This window comes from Rhizobium sp. 42MFCr.1 (assembly GCF_000377185.1).
In the GTDB taxonomy this organism is placed as follows: domain Bacteria; phylum Pseudomonadota; class Alphaproteobacteria; order Rhizobiales; family Rhizobiaceae; genus Rhizobium; species Rhizobium altiplani.
The window spans coordinates 323773-336419 of the sequence record NZ_KB897819.1 but is presented as its reverse complement, the minus strand read 5'-3'; the positions used below and the strand labels follow the sequence as shown (position 1 = coordinate 336419).

Genomic DNA, 12647 nt, shown 5'->3' with positions numbered 1-12647 from the left:
CCCCGCCTCAGAACCCAACTAAAACAACCAACGTCCAAAAAACAAACCCGCCGAAAATATCGACGGGTTTGTCAGCAGTCTGAGGGCGCCTTCGGGCGCCCTTTTCTTTGTGATTTACTTGTCCGGCTCACACACCCGCAGGCGATGGCCGTCCGGGTCGAGCACGACGAAGGTCGGGCCGAAATCCATGTCCGTAAGGTCCTGCGCGATCGGCAACTGGCGCTTGCGCCAATCCTCGTAAAGCGTCGACACGCCGTTCTCGCCGGGAACCATGAAGGCGATCTCGGCGCGGCTGCCCGTAGCGGATGGCTGCGGGGTAACCTTGCTCAGCCGCCAGAGGCCGAGCGTGAAGCCGCCATCAAGCGCGAAGGCGACAAAGTTCGGGGCTTCGGCGACAGGCTCTCGGCCGAGCAAGGACCGGTAGAAACCGGCACTTGTGGCCGGGTCCTTGACGTAGAGAATGATGAGGTTCGGGCTGTTCATCGGGTCGTCCTCGTTGTGACAGGGTGGCAGGCGAAGAAACGCCGCCGCCTCGTTGGCAGCGGCGGCGGTCGGTCATGCGTCTTGGGAGTTGTGTCGTGTGCGGCTAGCCTTCGTGGCAGGGGCTGCCCCAATCGACGAAGCCGAGATCGCGTTTCTTCCACTCGGGCATGGTGTCCGGATCGAGGCGCGAACACCTGCGATGCGCCATCTGGCGCGACGCGTTCAGCATCATGCGCAGCAGCGTGGATTGCGGATATCCTGCATCGGAAGAGGTCTCGTCGACAGCATGGTTGCCGCGCGTAGATCGGCTCAGGTTCAGGCTCATCATCATCGGTCCTCCTATTGGATTGGTACCGATAATAGCGCTGACCACTGTCAGTTTATGGCAGTAGTGTCGCGGTCAGGATGCAATATCTTGCTGGTCTCGCCATTCCTTGAGCAGGACCGCGCGCCGGCGCGGATAACGGCCGTCCTGAGGGATCATTTCGACGATCCGGTCGGTGCGGAAGTGGCGGTAATCCTGACGCAATTCACACCAGGCAACGACAACCCGCACCTGCTCGAAATAGCTCAGCGCGAAAGGCCAGATATTGCGGACGGAGACGGTTCCGCCCTCATCCGAGTAGGTCAACTTGAGGATTCGTTCGGCGCGAATCGCCTTGCGAATGGCACTGAGATCAGCCTTGTCGGCAACGGGCGGTCGGAGATGGACGAGCAGCGTCGAGGTCTCGATCTCGTCTCGCATCTCCTGCGGCAGCACGTCGGCGATCTTGGCGAGGGCATCGGCGCCGGCGGCGGCAAGGCGTGGATCGGCGGCACGCGCAACCCATCGCGAACCGAGGACGAGCGCCTCGATCTCGTCCTGCGAAAACATCATCGGTGGCAGCATGAAACCCGGCTTCAACACGTAGCCGAGACCTGGCTCTCCTTCGATCAAGGCGCCCTGTGCCTGCAAGCTCGAAATATCGCGATAAAGCGTGCGGATGCTGACGCCAGTTTCGGTGGCAAGCACAGCGCCGCTGACCGGCCGGCGATAGCGCCGCAGGGTTTGCAGCAACGTCAGAAGGCGTTCGGAGCGTGCCATGTCAGGGGCCTCGTTCTCTCAGGCCTTATTGCTTTTCCACTCTATCCAATCGCGCATCAGCCGATGGGCGATCGCCCCCTTGGGCGGTGGTGCCTTGCCGGTCACGCCGGGGCGTTCAAGCATCTCAAGCGTTTCTTCACGCGTGAACCAGCGGCAGTCCTCCAGCTCCTGGGTATCGTACTTGACGTCCTTGGACTTGGCTTCGGCGAAGCAGCCAAGCATCAGCGTATGGGGCATCGGCCAGGGTTGCGAAGCGTGATAGCGGATCCGTCCGGTATGAATTCCGGATTCTTCCAGCGTCTCACGGCGCACAGCGTTCTCGATCGTCTCACCCGGTTCTACGAAACCGGCAAGACAAGAATACATGCCCGGAGCGAAATGCGGGCTGCGGCCAAGAAGGCAGAGATCGCGCTCCTCGTCGATCGTGAGCATGATGACGACGGGGTCGGTGCGCGGGAAGATTTCATGTCCGCAGGCTGTGCAGACGCGCTTGTAGCCGCCGATATGGATCTCCATGGTCGAGCCGCAGCGGCCGCAGAACTTGTTGTCGCGGTTCCAGCGGATGAGGCTCGCTCCCTGCGCAAACTCCCCGAGTAGAACCTCGTCGATCAGCATCTCGCGAAATAGCGAACGGCCATCCGAAGGCTTGTAATGGCTGGCCAACTCTTCTTCCGGAACACCCACCGGCACGGCAAGGCGCGGCTCCCCGGTTTTTCGATAGCCGAGCAGGACGGTCTCATCCCAGTTGGGCCGCAGGTCCTTCAGCTCGTAGCGTGCAAACAGCGGATCAAGCACCTGCCCGTCATGCTTCAAGACCAGCTTGTCGCCGGCAAAGGCGAAGATATGCGTTCCTTCCTTGGCAAGCGCCTTGTCGACGGATGTCTCGTCGCGATGTTCGGAATCACGGATCAGGTCATTGGCTGCGAAGGCAGTCAGGCTACTGGGTTCCGGATGCGGAACATCCGAATCGAAAAGCGAACGGCTCATGATGAAAGGGCTTCCCGCAACTTCTCTATAAGGTCATCTCTCTTATCCGCCGCGTAAGGTTCAGCCTTGCCAAAACCCCAGACGGGATTTGGCCAATTGGCATCGCCTTCGAAGCGGGCAATGACATGAACATGAAGCTGACGGACGATGTTGCCAAGGGCCCCAATATTGATTTTTGTGGCGCCGGTGATCTTCTTCAGGGCGGAGGCGACCATCTCCGTCTCGAATGTCAGCAACACCTGATCGAGGGGCGTCAGTTCGAAGACTTCGCTGATATCCGTTCTGCGTGGCACGAGAATCAGCCACGGCCAGCGGGCGTCCTTCGACAGCCTGAGATCGCAGAGCCCGGTCTGAATAACTCGGTCGCTATCGCTCTCCAGCCGACGGTCGAGTTTGAATTCGTCCAACAGGCATTCCTCCATGTTTTCCTGAGGCTAGCAGTTTTTTTTGAGCTTGGCTTGCTTTTGATGGCGATATTGCCGATATGTGCATCCGGGAGGTTGGTGGTGGACGAGCCACTCGCCAACCGGGTCAGGTCCGGAAGGAAGCAGCCCTAACGAGCCCGGCACGGGTCATCGTGCCAGCCTCCCACCTTTCTCTCCATTCTTGCTCGGGCGGTCCGGGTGATAAGCAGGGCGATGAGCGACACCGAGCGACAGTCACAAGATGCCGCCTCGACGGGCACCGGATACCGGGTGCTGGCACGCAAATACCGCCCCAAGGATTTCACGGATCTGATGGTCGGCCAGGAGCCGATGGTTCAGACCCTGACCAACGCCTTCGAGACCGGCCGTATTGCCCAAGCCTACATGCTGACCGGCGTGCGCGGGGTCGGCAAGACGACGACCGCCCGCATCCTCGCTCGCGCGCTGAATTACAAGACCGCTGACATCGACAAGCCGACGATCGATCTGCGGATCCCGGGTGAGCATTGCCAGGCGATCATGGAAGGCCGGCATGTCGACGTCATCGAGATGGACGCTGCATCCCACACGGGTATCGACGATATCCGCGAGATCATCGAGCAGGTGCGCTATCGCCCGGTTTCGGCGCGCTACAAGGTCTACATCATCGACGAAGTGCACATGCTCTCGACACAGGCCTTCAACGGCCTGCTGAAGACGCTCGAAGAGCCGCCGGAGCATGTGAAGTTCATCTTCGCTACCACCGAAATCCGCAAGGTCCCGATCACCGTCCTGTCGCGCTGCCAGCGTTTCGACTTGCGCCGCATCAGTGCCTCCGATCTCGTTGGGCTCTTTACCACGATCGCATCGAAGGAAGGCATCGAGGCGGAGCCGGATGCCCTGGCGATGATTGCCCGTGCCGCCGAAGGTTCGGCGCGCGACGGTCTCTCGCTGCTCGACCAGGCGATCGCCCATGGCGGCGGCGCGGTGCTGGCGGAAACGGTGCGCGGGATGCTCGGCCTTGCCGACCGCGCCCGCATCGTCGATCTCTTTCATCATATCGTAAAAGGCGATGTCGCAGCAGCGCTCGGCGAATTCGAAAGCCAGTATGAAGCCGGTGCCAATCCCGTTGCCGTGCTGACCGATCTCGCTGATTTCACGCATCTGGTCACGCGGTTGAAATACGTGCCGGATGCCGCTAACGATCCTTCGCTCAGCGAAATCGAACGTACCAGGGCCGCCGAATTCGCGCAGAGCGTGGCGGTAACGACGCTGTCGCGCATCTGGCAGATGTTACTAAAGGGCATTCCGGAAGCCGAAGGCTCCTCGCGCCCGGCCGGCGCCGCTGAGATGGTGCTGATCCGACTGACACATGCCGCCCATCTGCCGGCGCCGGAAGACGCCGCCCGTCGCCTCGCGGAGTTTTCCGAGACGAACGGTGGCGGCCGTCCATCCGTCCCATCGGGCAACGGCGGTGGCGGCGCAACGGTGAACTATCAAGGCAATCTGGCGGCACGATCGACCGAGTCGATCCCGCGCCCGGAGCCCGCCGGCCCGACCGCGATGCTGCGCGCCGTCCCTAATCCCGACCCGCAGAACGTGCCGGTCGGCCGCGTCGAGACGAAGCCGGCCGAGGCGCCGAAACCACTGGTTTCGGTAAACTCGATCACCGATATCGCCAATCTGGCCGGTGAAAAGCGCGATGTGAAGGTCAAGGCGCTGGTGCGCAACTTCGTACGCCCGGTTCGCATCGAGCCCGGCCGCCTCGACGTCAATCTGACCGAAGGCGCCCCCGGTACGCTGCTGAACGAACTGGCTGTCAAGCTCAAGGACTGGACAGGCATCCATTGGATCGTCAGCCTCAGCCGCGAGGAAGCTCAGCCGACGATCGTCGAGGCCGAAGCCAACGCCAAGGCGCAGCAGGTCAGCGACGCGCGCCAAGATCCGGATGTGGCGGCGATCCTCGCCCAGTTTCCGGGCGCCAAGATCATCGACGTCCGCGTAAGGGCGCCCGAGCCGGAAGAGGAAGAGGAAGTCAAGGCGCCTGCCGCTGCCGAATCCGAAGAGGGCGACATCCTGCCCGGCGACGACATAATTTTCTAGAGTATCGAGAAGGAGCGAGACGATGCGCGACATCATGGGCATGATGGGCAAAGTCAAGGAAATGCAGGCCAAGATGGAGAAGATGCAGGCGGAGATCGCCGAACTCCAGGCGGAAGGCAAGTCGGGTGGCGGTCTCGTCACCGTGATCCTCAATGGCAAGGGCGAGATGCAGAGCCTGAAGATCGACCCGTCCCTCTTCAAGGAAGACGATGTCGAAATCCTCGAAGACCTGATCGTTGCCGCGCATAAGGATGCCAAGGACAAGGCGGAAGCCGCCGCTGCCGAAAAGACCAAGGCGCTGACCGCCGGCCTGCCGATTCCTCCTGGCTTCAAGATGCCGTTCTGACCAGCCGGTAGACCAAGAGAGCGGTGTCAGCTGCGCTGGCATCGCTTCCGTCACGCAACAGGAGGATTGCCGATGACGTTGACCAGTCTGTTTGTCTTTGCCTGCGCATTGTTCGTGGCCGCCGGCTCTCCCGGTCCGAGCGTTGCCGCACTCGTCGCCCGGGTGATTTCCAAGGGCGCCCGTGACGTTCTGCCTTTCCTGTCAGCTATGTGGCTCGGCGAAGCAATTTGGCTGACCTGCGCCGTCGCCGGCTTGGCGGCGATCGCCGAAACCTTCCACTATGCCTTCGTTGCCATCAAGTGGCTCGGCGTCTGCTACCTGCTCTATCTTGCCTGGAAAATGTGGTTCGCGTCGCCCGATAGTGATGGCGAAGCGTTGCCCGAGGCGCAATCACCCACAAGGCTTTTCCTCGCCGGCATGACGGTGACGCTCGGCAACCCGAAGATCATGATGTTCTACATGGCGCTGCTGCCCTCGATCATCGACGTTCGCGGGGTAACGATCGTCGGTTGGGCAGAACTCGTGGCCACCATGCTCTTCGTGCTGATCTTCATCGACTTCAGTTGGACGCTGCTTGCTGCCAAAGCCCGGCGCTTCCTGAGGAGCCGTCGTGCTATTCGCGCGGCCAACCGCGCCAGCGCCGGAACGATGGCCGGCGCCGCTTTGGCGATCGCGATGCGCTAGGCTATCGCTGTGACACATGCCGCCTGGGAGCTGGTGGCGGTGGTGCCGGCGGCACCCAGGTCAGGATCATATTGGCAACGCCTGCCGCGATGTTGAGACCGGACGTGCCCTCAGCCGAGACAGGTTGCAGAGCAATCGAGCCCTCGAAACCGCCGATCAGGACATTCGCCCCGACGCCGAGGCCGACCGTCGCATTGGCTGCGACGCCGGAGTAGCTGCCCTGCAGGGCGCCGTCGAGCCGGTTTGTCGGCGCGTAGACGAGCCAGATCAATCCGCCGCCAGCGAGAGCGCCGATATCGACACCAAACTTGGTGATCGTGCCGGTGTAGCGTTCGCTTGGTCGATCGGGCGAGGACGGCGTGAATATGCAGTTTAGCGTCCGTTTCGAGCCGATGATGACGCCGAATCCGGGAGAAATATCACAGCCCAACGAGCCGACCTTGACGCGGGCTGCAGCCGGCGTTGCTGATAGGAAGGTAGTGGCCGTTGCGGCGATGACTGCCGCCGCGATAAGTCTTGCGATGGACATGCGAGCCTCCTTCGATTTGCACCCCGTGGATGAAAAACTAGGAGGCTCCTTCTCGTCAGCAAGTGGCAGCCGTTGAAATCACCTCAGACGTGGTTTCGCGCCAATTTCATCAGTTCGCGACCGACGGGTTTGGTCGGCTCCCCACGCAAGACGAGCGAGGTGGTGACCGCACCATAGCGCGCGATGCTATCGACGATGACTTCAAGCTCGGAGGGCGAAGGGACGAGGACTTTCAAGACGAAGCAATCCTCTCCTGTCAGCCTGAAAACTTCGATGATCTGCGGCATGTCGGCAAATTGCTTGAGGCAGGTGCGGATATGTTCGTGGGTGGTGCGTAGCCGGATCACGGCCATCATGCCCAGCCCGAGCGCCGCGGTATTGATACGGGCGCCGTAGCCTTTGATGATCCCCCGTTCCTCCAGGCGTTTCAGCCGCTCGGAGGCTGCCGGCTGCGACAGGCCGACCTTGCGCCCCAGCTCGGAAACGGAAATGCGCCCATCAGCCTGCATGATCTCGATAATCATCATGTCAGTTGGGTCGAGTTGTCGGCTCATGAAATCGGCCATGAATGCCCGCCTTTAATCTATCGGCTGAGCGATGACTTTGCCGATGATTTCTTATGTCATTTGCGGCCCCTCTCGCGCAACTTGTCCGTCGAGCAACAGGAAGGAAGCGATGAGAGAAATCATCACGGTGCCCGGCATTGGCGGGTCTGGCGAAACCCATTGGCAGTCCCGATGGGAGACGGCCGACCGTCGCATTCGGCGCTTTTCACCCTCGAGTTGGGATCAGCCGGACCTTGAGGACTGGATTGAGGCGCTGGACAGGGCAGTCGGGCAGGCGGAGGCCGAACCGATTCTCGTTGCCCATAGTCTCTCTTGCCTGCTGGTGGCGCATTGGGCACGGCGGGCCAGGCATCGCGCCAGCGGCGCCTTGCTCGTCGCGCCGCCGGACCCGCGCGCCGCAGCCTACCCGCCGGAAGCAGCCGGCTTTGCCGAAACACCTCTCGGGGCGCTTCCGTTCCCCTCGCTTGTCGTAGCCAGCAGCGACGACCCGTACGGTTCGCTCGACTACGCACGTGCCAGGGCTGATGAGTGGGGTAGCCAATTCACAAATATTGGTGCCCGCGGTCACATCAACGGAGCCAGTGGGCTTGGCGATTGGCCGGAGGGACGGGCGGCTTTGGCGGCCCTTGAGGTGCGCTTGCGCTAGGCGCCGGCCTGCACTTCCAGAATATTCCGAAGTTTGTAGTGGATCGGAGCCGCCAGATAGCGGTTGCGATCTTGGGCGGCGAGGGTCTTGCCAAAGGTGGCGATCATCTCCGGCATCGTAACCTTTTCGCCGTCATAAGGCTGATAGTCGACCGTTGATCTGGCGGTGATTGCTCCACCGTGAAGCACCCGGCAATAGATGCCCGGCAGGGCAGCTCGCGCGTAGCGCTTGGCGAACCGCGGGTCGCCCATCCGGGCGGCAAAGGTCGCACAGGGAATGCGCGCACTGGTAACCTCCAGAACAAGATCGCCGGCTATGAATCGATCGCCGACCGAAACGGAGCGGTTGTCGAGACCGTCGATCACCAGGTTTTCTCCGAATGTGCCTGGCACGATCGGCCGCCCAAGCTCTTTCGACCACCAGTCGAGCGTCAGCGACCCCTCGAGATAGACGGCCTGGTCGACGCCGCCATGATGCTTCCGGTTGCAGATCGCATCACCGACCACGCCCTCCGCATCGACGAGCACGCTGCCGGTGATGGGATGCTTGTAGATGCCCGTCTTGTAGCTCTTGCCGGGCAGCCGCTCGGCACTGCCGATGCAGACGGCGAGGATTTTCATCAAGCGGCGCTCCCAACATGTTTCCGTTTTTGCAGCATATGGGCTAATAACCGCTCATGGCAAAGCGAGTCACCGGCCCCGAAATCGAAAAACTGATCCAGCTTCTGGCAAAGGTCCCCGGCCTCGGTCCGCGGTCCGCGCGCCGCGCTGCCTTGCATCTCATCAAGAAGAAAGACCAACTGCTCGGCCCGCTGTCGAACGCTATGGGCGAGGCCTACGACAAGGTCAAGATCTGCTCTCTCTGCGGCAATGTCGATACGGTAGATCCCTGCACGGTCTGCACGGACGACCGGCGCGACCAGTCCGTCATCATCGTCGTCGAAGATGTCTCCGACCTATGGGCGTTGGAGCGCGCCGGCGCGCTGAACGCCGCCTATCATGTCCTCGGTGGCACCTTGTCTCCCTTGGATGGCGTCGGCCCGGATGATCTCAACATTCGCGGCCTGATCGAGCGCGTCACGGCCGGCGGCATCCGCGAACTGATCATCGCGGTCAACGCCACCGTCGAGGGGCAGACAACAGCACACTATATAACCGACCAGCTGACCGGACTGAACGTCAAGATCACGCGCCTTGCCCATGGCGTCCCGGTCGGTGGCGAACTCGACTATCTCGATGAAGGAACGCTGCAGGCGGCGCTCAGAGCCCGCACGGCAATCTAGGGGGAAGCATGAGCAAGCGCATTTTCGGGCGCCTCTTGATCGCGACGGCGGCGCTGCTGGCACTGTCGGGCCCGCCAGCTTTTTCCGCTTCCAAGGCCGATGTTGAAGCGCAGTTCGAAAAGTGGGTCAGGGCCGATCTCTGGCCGGAGGCGCAGCGCAATGGCATTTCCGAGAAGGCGTTTCAAGCAGCCTTTGCGGGCGTCGAGCTGAACTGGACCTTGACCGATCTCGCCCCTCCCGGCTTCCCACCTGCCAAGGAACAGAAGCAGACGCAGGCCGAATTCTCCTCGCCCGCGCCGTACTTCAACGAGGATCGGCTGAAGCGGCTGGGGAGCACCGGCCGCGGCTTTGCCGCGCAATATGCCTCGACGCTGAAGAAGATTGAAAAAGCCTACGGGGTTCCCGGCTCGATCGTCCTTGCCGTCTGGGGGCGCGAAACCGGCTTCGGGGCTGCCAAGATCCCGAATTCCGCCATCGAGGTGCTGGCGACCAAGGCCTTTATGTCGACGCGCAAGGACATGTTCCGCACCGAATTGCTCGCCGCTCTGCATATCATCGATCGCGGTGACGCGACGCCGGCCGAATTCAAGGGGTCATCTGCCGGCGCGCTCGGCCAGCCGCAGTTCATGCCGACCAGCTATCTGAAATATGCGGTCGATTTCGATGGCGACGGCCACCCCAACATCTGGACATCGGTTCCCGATACGCTTGCCTCTATTGCGAACTTCCTTGCCCAGAAGAGCTGGCAGCGCGGTCGTGGCTGGGGATACGAAGTGAGCATCCCCGATGGCGTATCCTGCGCGCAAGAGGGGCCGGACCTCGCCAAGCCCGTGTCGCACTGGGTCTCACTCGGTATCACGCGCATATCAGGCAAGGCTTTCCCTTCCGGCGAGGGCAAGGCGTCCGGCATGATGCTCGTCCCTGCTGGGCGCGACGGTCCGGAGTTTGTCGTCACGCCGAACTTCTACGTGCTGAAGGAATACAACAACTCCGACCTCTATGCGCTTTTTATCGGCAACCTGGCCGATCGCATCGCCTATGGGTCCGGGGCTTTCCAGGGGCCTTGGGGCGATGTCGGCAAAATGCTGCGCTCCGACGTCGCGACGATGCAGAAGGCGCTGGAGAAAAAGGGATACGACGTCGGCGGCTCCGATGGTCTCCCCGGTTACAAGACCCGCCGTTCCATCGGCCAGTGGCAGGAGAAAAACGGCTTGACGCCGACCTGCTATCCCGAGGCATCGATGATCGGAAGGTTGAAGTAGCTAGAGCCTAGAGGTTGCGCTTCAGCCCCTCGTGGCTCGCGACAAATCCCAGTTTCTCGTAGAAAAGGATGGCGTCGCGCCGTGATTTGTCCGAGGTCAGCTGTACCAAACCGCAACCGCGCTCGGCGCAGCGTGCAACAGCCCATTCAATGAAATCGGAGCCTAGGCCCGTGCCACGCGCGCTCTTGGCGACGCGCACGCTTTCGATCTGCCCACGCCAAACACCTGTTCGGGACAGGCCGGGAATGAAAGTCAGCTGCAAGCAGCCGAGGACGCGATCGCGCCCATCCACCGCGACCGCCAGCAGCTGATTGGCGTCGGCTTCGATGGCATCGAACGCAGCGACATATCTCGCATCCGGCGGATCCGAAACGATTTCGCGCGCGCTGCCGAGGTCGTCCTCGGCGAGCAAGCCAATGATATCAGCCAGATCCGAACGGCGCGCGGGGCGGAAGGAATGCATGTCTTGCCTCAATGATGCAGGTCGATCGGTGCCTTGTAGAAGACGTCATCGCTGGGCGGAATGGCCTGGCGCTCGATCAGTCGATGCACCTGCGGCAGTTCTTCGCCTCGGTGGAGCGCCCGCAACTGTTCGATATTTTCCGCATCGGCCTGCGTGCGGCGCTGATTGTGCCTGATGTATTCGACCCAGGTCGGCGCGTGGTAGGTCTCCGTCCACCGGCCCGGTTTTTCGAGATCGCGCATCAGCGCCCAATTGCGCGCGCCGTCGCGAATGCGGATGCGTCGCCGCTCGCCCATCAGGGCCAGAAAGTCGGCAATGTCCGCGTCTGCGATTTCGTAATCGATCTGGACGACGATTGGACCGCTGCGCGGCGTGATATCGAGGCCGAGCGCCGGTTCGATGAAGCGGTTCAGCGGGTCCAGGTTGAGCGAGGCAAAGGCCGGCATGGCAAAGCGCAGGCCGATGACGATGCCGAAGAGCATGACGAAGGCCGAGATGAGCAGGGCATTGGCAACGCCATAGCGGTCGGCTGCCGCGCCCCAGAGCCAGCTGCCGCCGGCAATGCCGCCGAAGGTCACCGTCTGATAGAGCGACAGGGCGCGGCCGACGACCCAACGCGGCGTCGACAGCTGCACGATCGTATTGAACAGCGAGAGCGCCAGCACCCAACATGCGCCTGCGATCACCAGCCCGGCACAGGTCAGCGCGGCAATCGGACTGGAAGCGGCGATCACTGCGCTCAGCGCAAAGCCGGTAAAGGAAATCCGCACGATCGCCTCGCTCGAAAAGCGTTCGCGCAGCCGGTCGTTCAGGATAGCCCCGCCGATGGCGCCGATGCCGAAAGAGCCGAGCATGAGGCCGTAGGTCAGCGGACCGCCGACAACAAGGTTGATCGCCACGATCGGCAGCAGTGCAAGGATCGAGCTGGCGCTGATCCCGAAGACGAGCCCGCGCAGCAGCACCTTTTGCAGGTTGGGCGACATCGACACGTAACGAAGGCCGGCAAAGACGGCGCTGCCGAGCGTCTCCCTCGGGAGGGTCGAGGCCGGCGGGGTCGGCTTCCAGCGCCGCAGCGCATAGATCAGCGCGAAGTAGCTCACTGTATTGACGGCAAAGGCTGCAGCCGCGCCGGCAGCGGCGACGATGGCGCCGCCGATCGCGGGTCCGACACTGCGGGTGATATTGAAGCCGACGCTGTTCAACGTCACCGCACCCGGCAGATCCACGCGCGGCACCATGTCGCCGACCGAGGCTTGCCAGGACGGGTTGTTCAACGCCGTGCCGCAGCCGATGAGGAAGGTGAAAAAGAGGAGCAGCCAGGGCGAAAGCCAGCCGAAGTAGGCGGAGATGCTGAGCACGGCCGAAACCGCAAACATGAAATATTGCGCAATCAGCATCACCCGGCGGCGATCAAAGCTGTCTGCAAGGGCGCCCGATGCAAGCGAAAAGAGCATGATTGGCAGTGCCGTCGATGTCTGCACGAGCGCAACCATATTGTCCGATGCCGTGATGGTCGTCATCATCCAGGCGGCGCCGACCGCCTGGATCAGTCCCCCGAAGTTCGAAGCGAGGCTTGCAAACCAGATCCTCCGGTAGGTTTCGTGCCGTAGCGGCGCCAGTGTCGACGAAGTGTAAGGCACGATCCCTCCCGATGACGGTCCTCGGAGCCAATATATGCTGAATGACGCCGCTGGCTACCTCGGGCGCCCATTGGGCCGAAGGTTGGCGACGGACCTTGCAATTTTTTGAAAACGGGCCTATATGGCTCTCAAATCTTGATCGTTTTGATGAAGAGTGGGCCGCAAGGA

16 protein-coding genes and 1 other RNA gene are annotated in these 12647 nt (G+C 61.9%); 7 read left to right on the top strand and 10 right to left on the bottom strand.

The features are described from left to right. Positions 1 to 114 precede the first annotated feature (114 nt). From C934_RS0103990 to C934_RS0103970, 5 genes are all read right to left on the bottom strand, one after another. The gene (locus C934_RS0103990) at positions 115 to 483 is read right to left on the bottom strand and encodes a VOC family protein (protein ID WP_018855404.1); all 369 of its coding nucleotides are present in this window, start codon (positions 481 to 483) and stop codon (positions 115 to 117) included. A 103-nt stretch (positions 484 to 586) separates the two neighbouring features. Then, positions 587 to 814: a hypothetical protein gene (locus C934_RS0103985; RefSeq protein WP_018855403.1), complete on the bottom strand. Its 228-nt coding sequence runs from the start codon at positions 812 to 814 to the stop codon at positions 587 to 589. Positions 815 to 883: 69 nt separating this feature from the next. Next, on the bottom strand, positions 884 to 1567 hold the full coding sequence (locus C934_RS0103980; protein ID WP_018855402.1) for a helix-turn-helix transcriptional regulator: 684 nt from the start codon (positions 1565 to 1567) through the stop codon (positions 884 to 886). Positions 1568 to 1585: 18 nt separating this feature from the next. Continuing rightward, the gene (gene nudC / locus C934_RS0103975) at positions 1586 to 2554 is read right to left on the bottom strand and encodes an NAD(+) diphosphatase (protein WP_018855401.1); all 969 of its coding nucleotides are present in this window, start codon (positions 2552 to 2554) and stop codon (positions 1586 to 1588) included. Next, on the bottom strand, positions 2551 to 2961 hold the full coding sequence (locus C934_RS0103970) for an HIT domain-containing protein (RefSeq protein WP_026371535.1): 411 nt from the start codon (positions 2959 to 2961) through the stop codon (positions 2551 to 2553). Before C934_RS0103970 ends, nudC begins: the two co-directional genes overlap by 4 nt. An 88-nt stretch (positions 2962 to 3049) precedes the next feature. Between C934_RS0103970 and ffs the strand changes: the two genes are divergently transcribed. From ffs to C934_RS0103955, 4 genes are all read left to right on the top strand, one after another. Beyond that, an RNA gene (gene ffs, locus C934_RS33450) (signal recognition particle sRNA small type) lies at positions 3050 to 3146 on the top strand. A gap of 46 nt (positions 3147 to 3192) precedes the next feature. Further along, positions 3193 to 5061 carry a DNA polymerase III subunit gamma/tau gene (locus C934_RS0103965; protein ID WP_018855399.1) on the top strand — a complete coding sequence of 623 codons (1869 nt, stop codon included), beginning with the start codon at positions 3193 to 3195 and terminating at the stop codon, positions 5059 to 5061. Positions 5062 to 5083: 22 nt separating this feature from the next. Continuing rightward, positions 5084 to 5407, top strand: a complete 324-nt coding sequence (locus C934_RS0103960) for a YbaB/EbfC family nucleoid-associated protein (RefSeq protein WP_018855398.1) — start codon at positions 5084 to 5086, stop codon at positions 5405 to 5407. A 72-nt stretch (positions 5408 to 5479) separates the two neighbouring features. Next, complete coding sequence (locus tag C934_RS0103955) at positions 5480 to 6091, top strand: LysE family translocator (RefSeq protein ID WP_018855397.1); 612 nt, start codon at positions 5480 to 5482, stop codon at positions 6089 to 6091. A gap of 1 nt (position 6092) precedes the next feature. On the opposite strand, the gene C934_RS0103950 is transcribed toward C934_RS0103955, so the two are convergent. Then, positions 6093 to 6620, bottom strand: coding sequence for a DUF992 domain-containing protein (locus C934_RS0103950; RefSeq protein ID WP_018855396.1), 528 nt, complete (start codon positions 6618 to 6620; stop codon positions 6093 to 6095). 83 nt (positions 6621 to 6703) lie between these two features. Next, positions 6704 to 7186 (bottom strand): Lrp/AsnC family transcriptional regulator, encoded by a 483-nt coding sequence (locus tag C934_RS0103945; RefSeq protein WP_018855395.1) that lies wholly within the window; start codon positions 7184 to 7186, stop codon positions 6704 to 6706. Between the two features lie 109 nt (positions 7187 to 7295). On the opposite strand from C934_RS0103945, the gene C934_RS0103940 reads away from it, so the two are divergent. Beyond that, on the top strand, positions 7296 to 7832 hold the full coding sequence (locus tag C934_RS0103940) for an RBBP9/YdeN family alpha/beta hydrolase (RefSeq protein ID WP_018855394.1): 537 nt from the start codon (positions 7296 to 7298) through the stop codon (positions 7830 to 7832). On the opposite strand, the gene C934_RS0103935 is transcribed toward C934_RS0103940, so the two are convergent. Further along, entirely contained in the window at positions 7829 to 8452 is a 624-nt protein-coding gene (locus tag C934_RS0103935; RefSeq protein ID WP_018855393.1) for an MOSC domain-containing protein, read from the bottom strand. The genes C934_RS0103940 and C934_RS0103935 overlap by 4 nt on opposite strands. A 56-nt stretch (positions 8453 to 8508) precedes the next feature. On the opposite strand from C934_RS0103935, the gene recR reads away from it, so the two are divergent. Both recR and C934_RS0103925 read left to right on the top strand, forming a co-directional pair. Then, positions 8509 to 9114 (top strand): recombination mediator RecR, encoded by a 606-nt coding sequence (gene recR / locus C934_RS0103930; RefSeq protein ID WP_018855392.1) that lies wholly within the window; start codon positions 8509 to 8511, stop codon positions 9112 to 9114. 8 nt (positions 9115 to 9122) lie between these two features. Further along, entirely contained in the window at positions 9123 to 10376 is a 1254-nt protein-coding gene (locus tag C934_RS0103925) for a lytic murein transglycosylase (protein WP_018855391.1), read from the top strand. A 7-nt stretch (positions 10377 to 10383) separates the two neighbouring features. On the opposite strand, the gene C934_RS0103920 is transcribed toward C934_RS0103925, so the two are convergent. Next, entirely contained in the window at positions 10384 to 10839 is a 456-nt protein-coding gene (locus C934_RS0103920) for a GNAT family N-acetyltransferase (protein WP_018855390.1), read from the bottom strand. Between the two features lie 8 nt (positions 10840 to 10847). Continuing rightward, positions 10848 to 12479 (bottom strand): MFS transporter, encoded by a 1632-nt coding sequence (locus C934_RS0103915; RefSeq protein ID WP_018855389.1) that lies wholly within the window; start codon positions 12477 to 12479, stop codon positions 10848 to 10850. Positions 12480 to 12647: the final 168 nt, after the last annotated feature.

Bases quoted from the DNA above. Each gene is read 5' to 3' on its own strand.
- nudC (WP_018855401.1), bottom strand. From the start codon at position 2,554: ATGAGCCGTTCGCTTTTCGATTCGGATGTTCCGCATCCGGAACCCAGT.
- C934_RS0103935 (WP_018855393.1), bottom strand. From the start codon at position 8,452: ATGAAAATCCTCGCCGTCTGCATCGGCAGTGCCGAGCGGCTGCCCGGC.
- C934_RS0103960 (WP_018855398.1), top strand. From the start codon at position 5,084: ATGCGCGACATCATGGGCATGATGGGCAAAGTCAAGGAAATGCAGGCC.
- C934_RS0103990 (WP_018855404.1), bottom strand. From the start codon at position 483: ATGAACAGCCCGAACCTCATCATTCTCTACGTCAAGGACCCGGCCACA.
- C934_RS0103945 (WP_018855395.1), bottom strand. From the start codon at position 7,186: ATGGCCGATTTCATGAGCCGACAACTCGACCCAACTGACATGATGATT.
- C934_RS0103985 (WP_018855403.1), bottom strand. From the start codon at position 814: ATGATGATGAGCCTGAACCTGAGCCGATCTACGCGCGGCAACCATGCT.
- C934_RS0103925 (WP_018855391.1), top strand. From the start codon at position 9,123: ATGAGCAAGCGCATTTTCGGGCGCCTCTTGATCGCGACGGCGGCGCTG.
- C934_RS0103940 (WP_018855394.1), top strand. From the start codon at position 7,296: ATGAGAGAAATCATCACGGTGCCCGGCATTGGCGGGTCTGGCGAAACC.
- C934_RS0103920 (WP_018855390.1), bottom strand. From the start codon at position 10,839: ATGCATTCCTTCCGCCCCGCGCGCCGTTCGGATCTGGCTGATATCATT.
- recR (WP_018855392.1), top strand. From the start codon at position 8,509: ATGGCAAAGCGAGTCACCGGCCCCGAAATCGAAAAACTGATCCAGCTT.
- C934_RS0103955 (WP_018855397.1), top strand. From the start codon at position 5,480: ATGACGTTGACCAGTCTGTTTGTCTTTGCCTGCGCATTGTTCGTGGCC.
- C934_RS0103980 (WP_018855402.1), bottom strand. From the start codon at position 1,567: ATGGCACGCTCCGAACGCCTTCTGACGTTGCTGCAAACCCTGCGGCGC.
- C934_RS0103965 (WP_018855399.1), top strand. From the start codon at position 3,193: ATGAGCGACACCGAGCGACAGTCACAAGATGCCGCCTCGACGGGCACC.
- C934_RS0103950 (WP_018855396.1), bottom strand. From the start codon at position 6,620: ATGTCCATCGCAAGACTTATCGCGGCGGCAGTCATCGCCGCAACGGCC.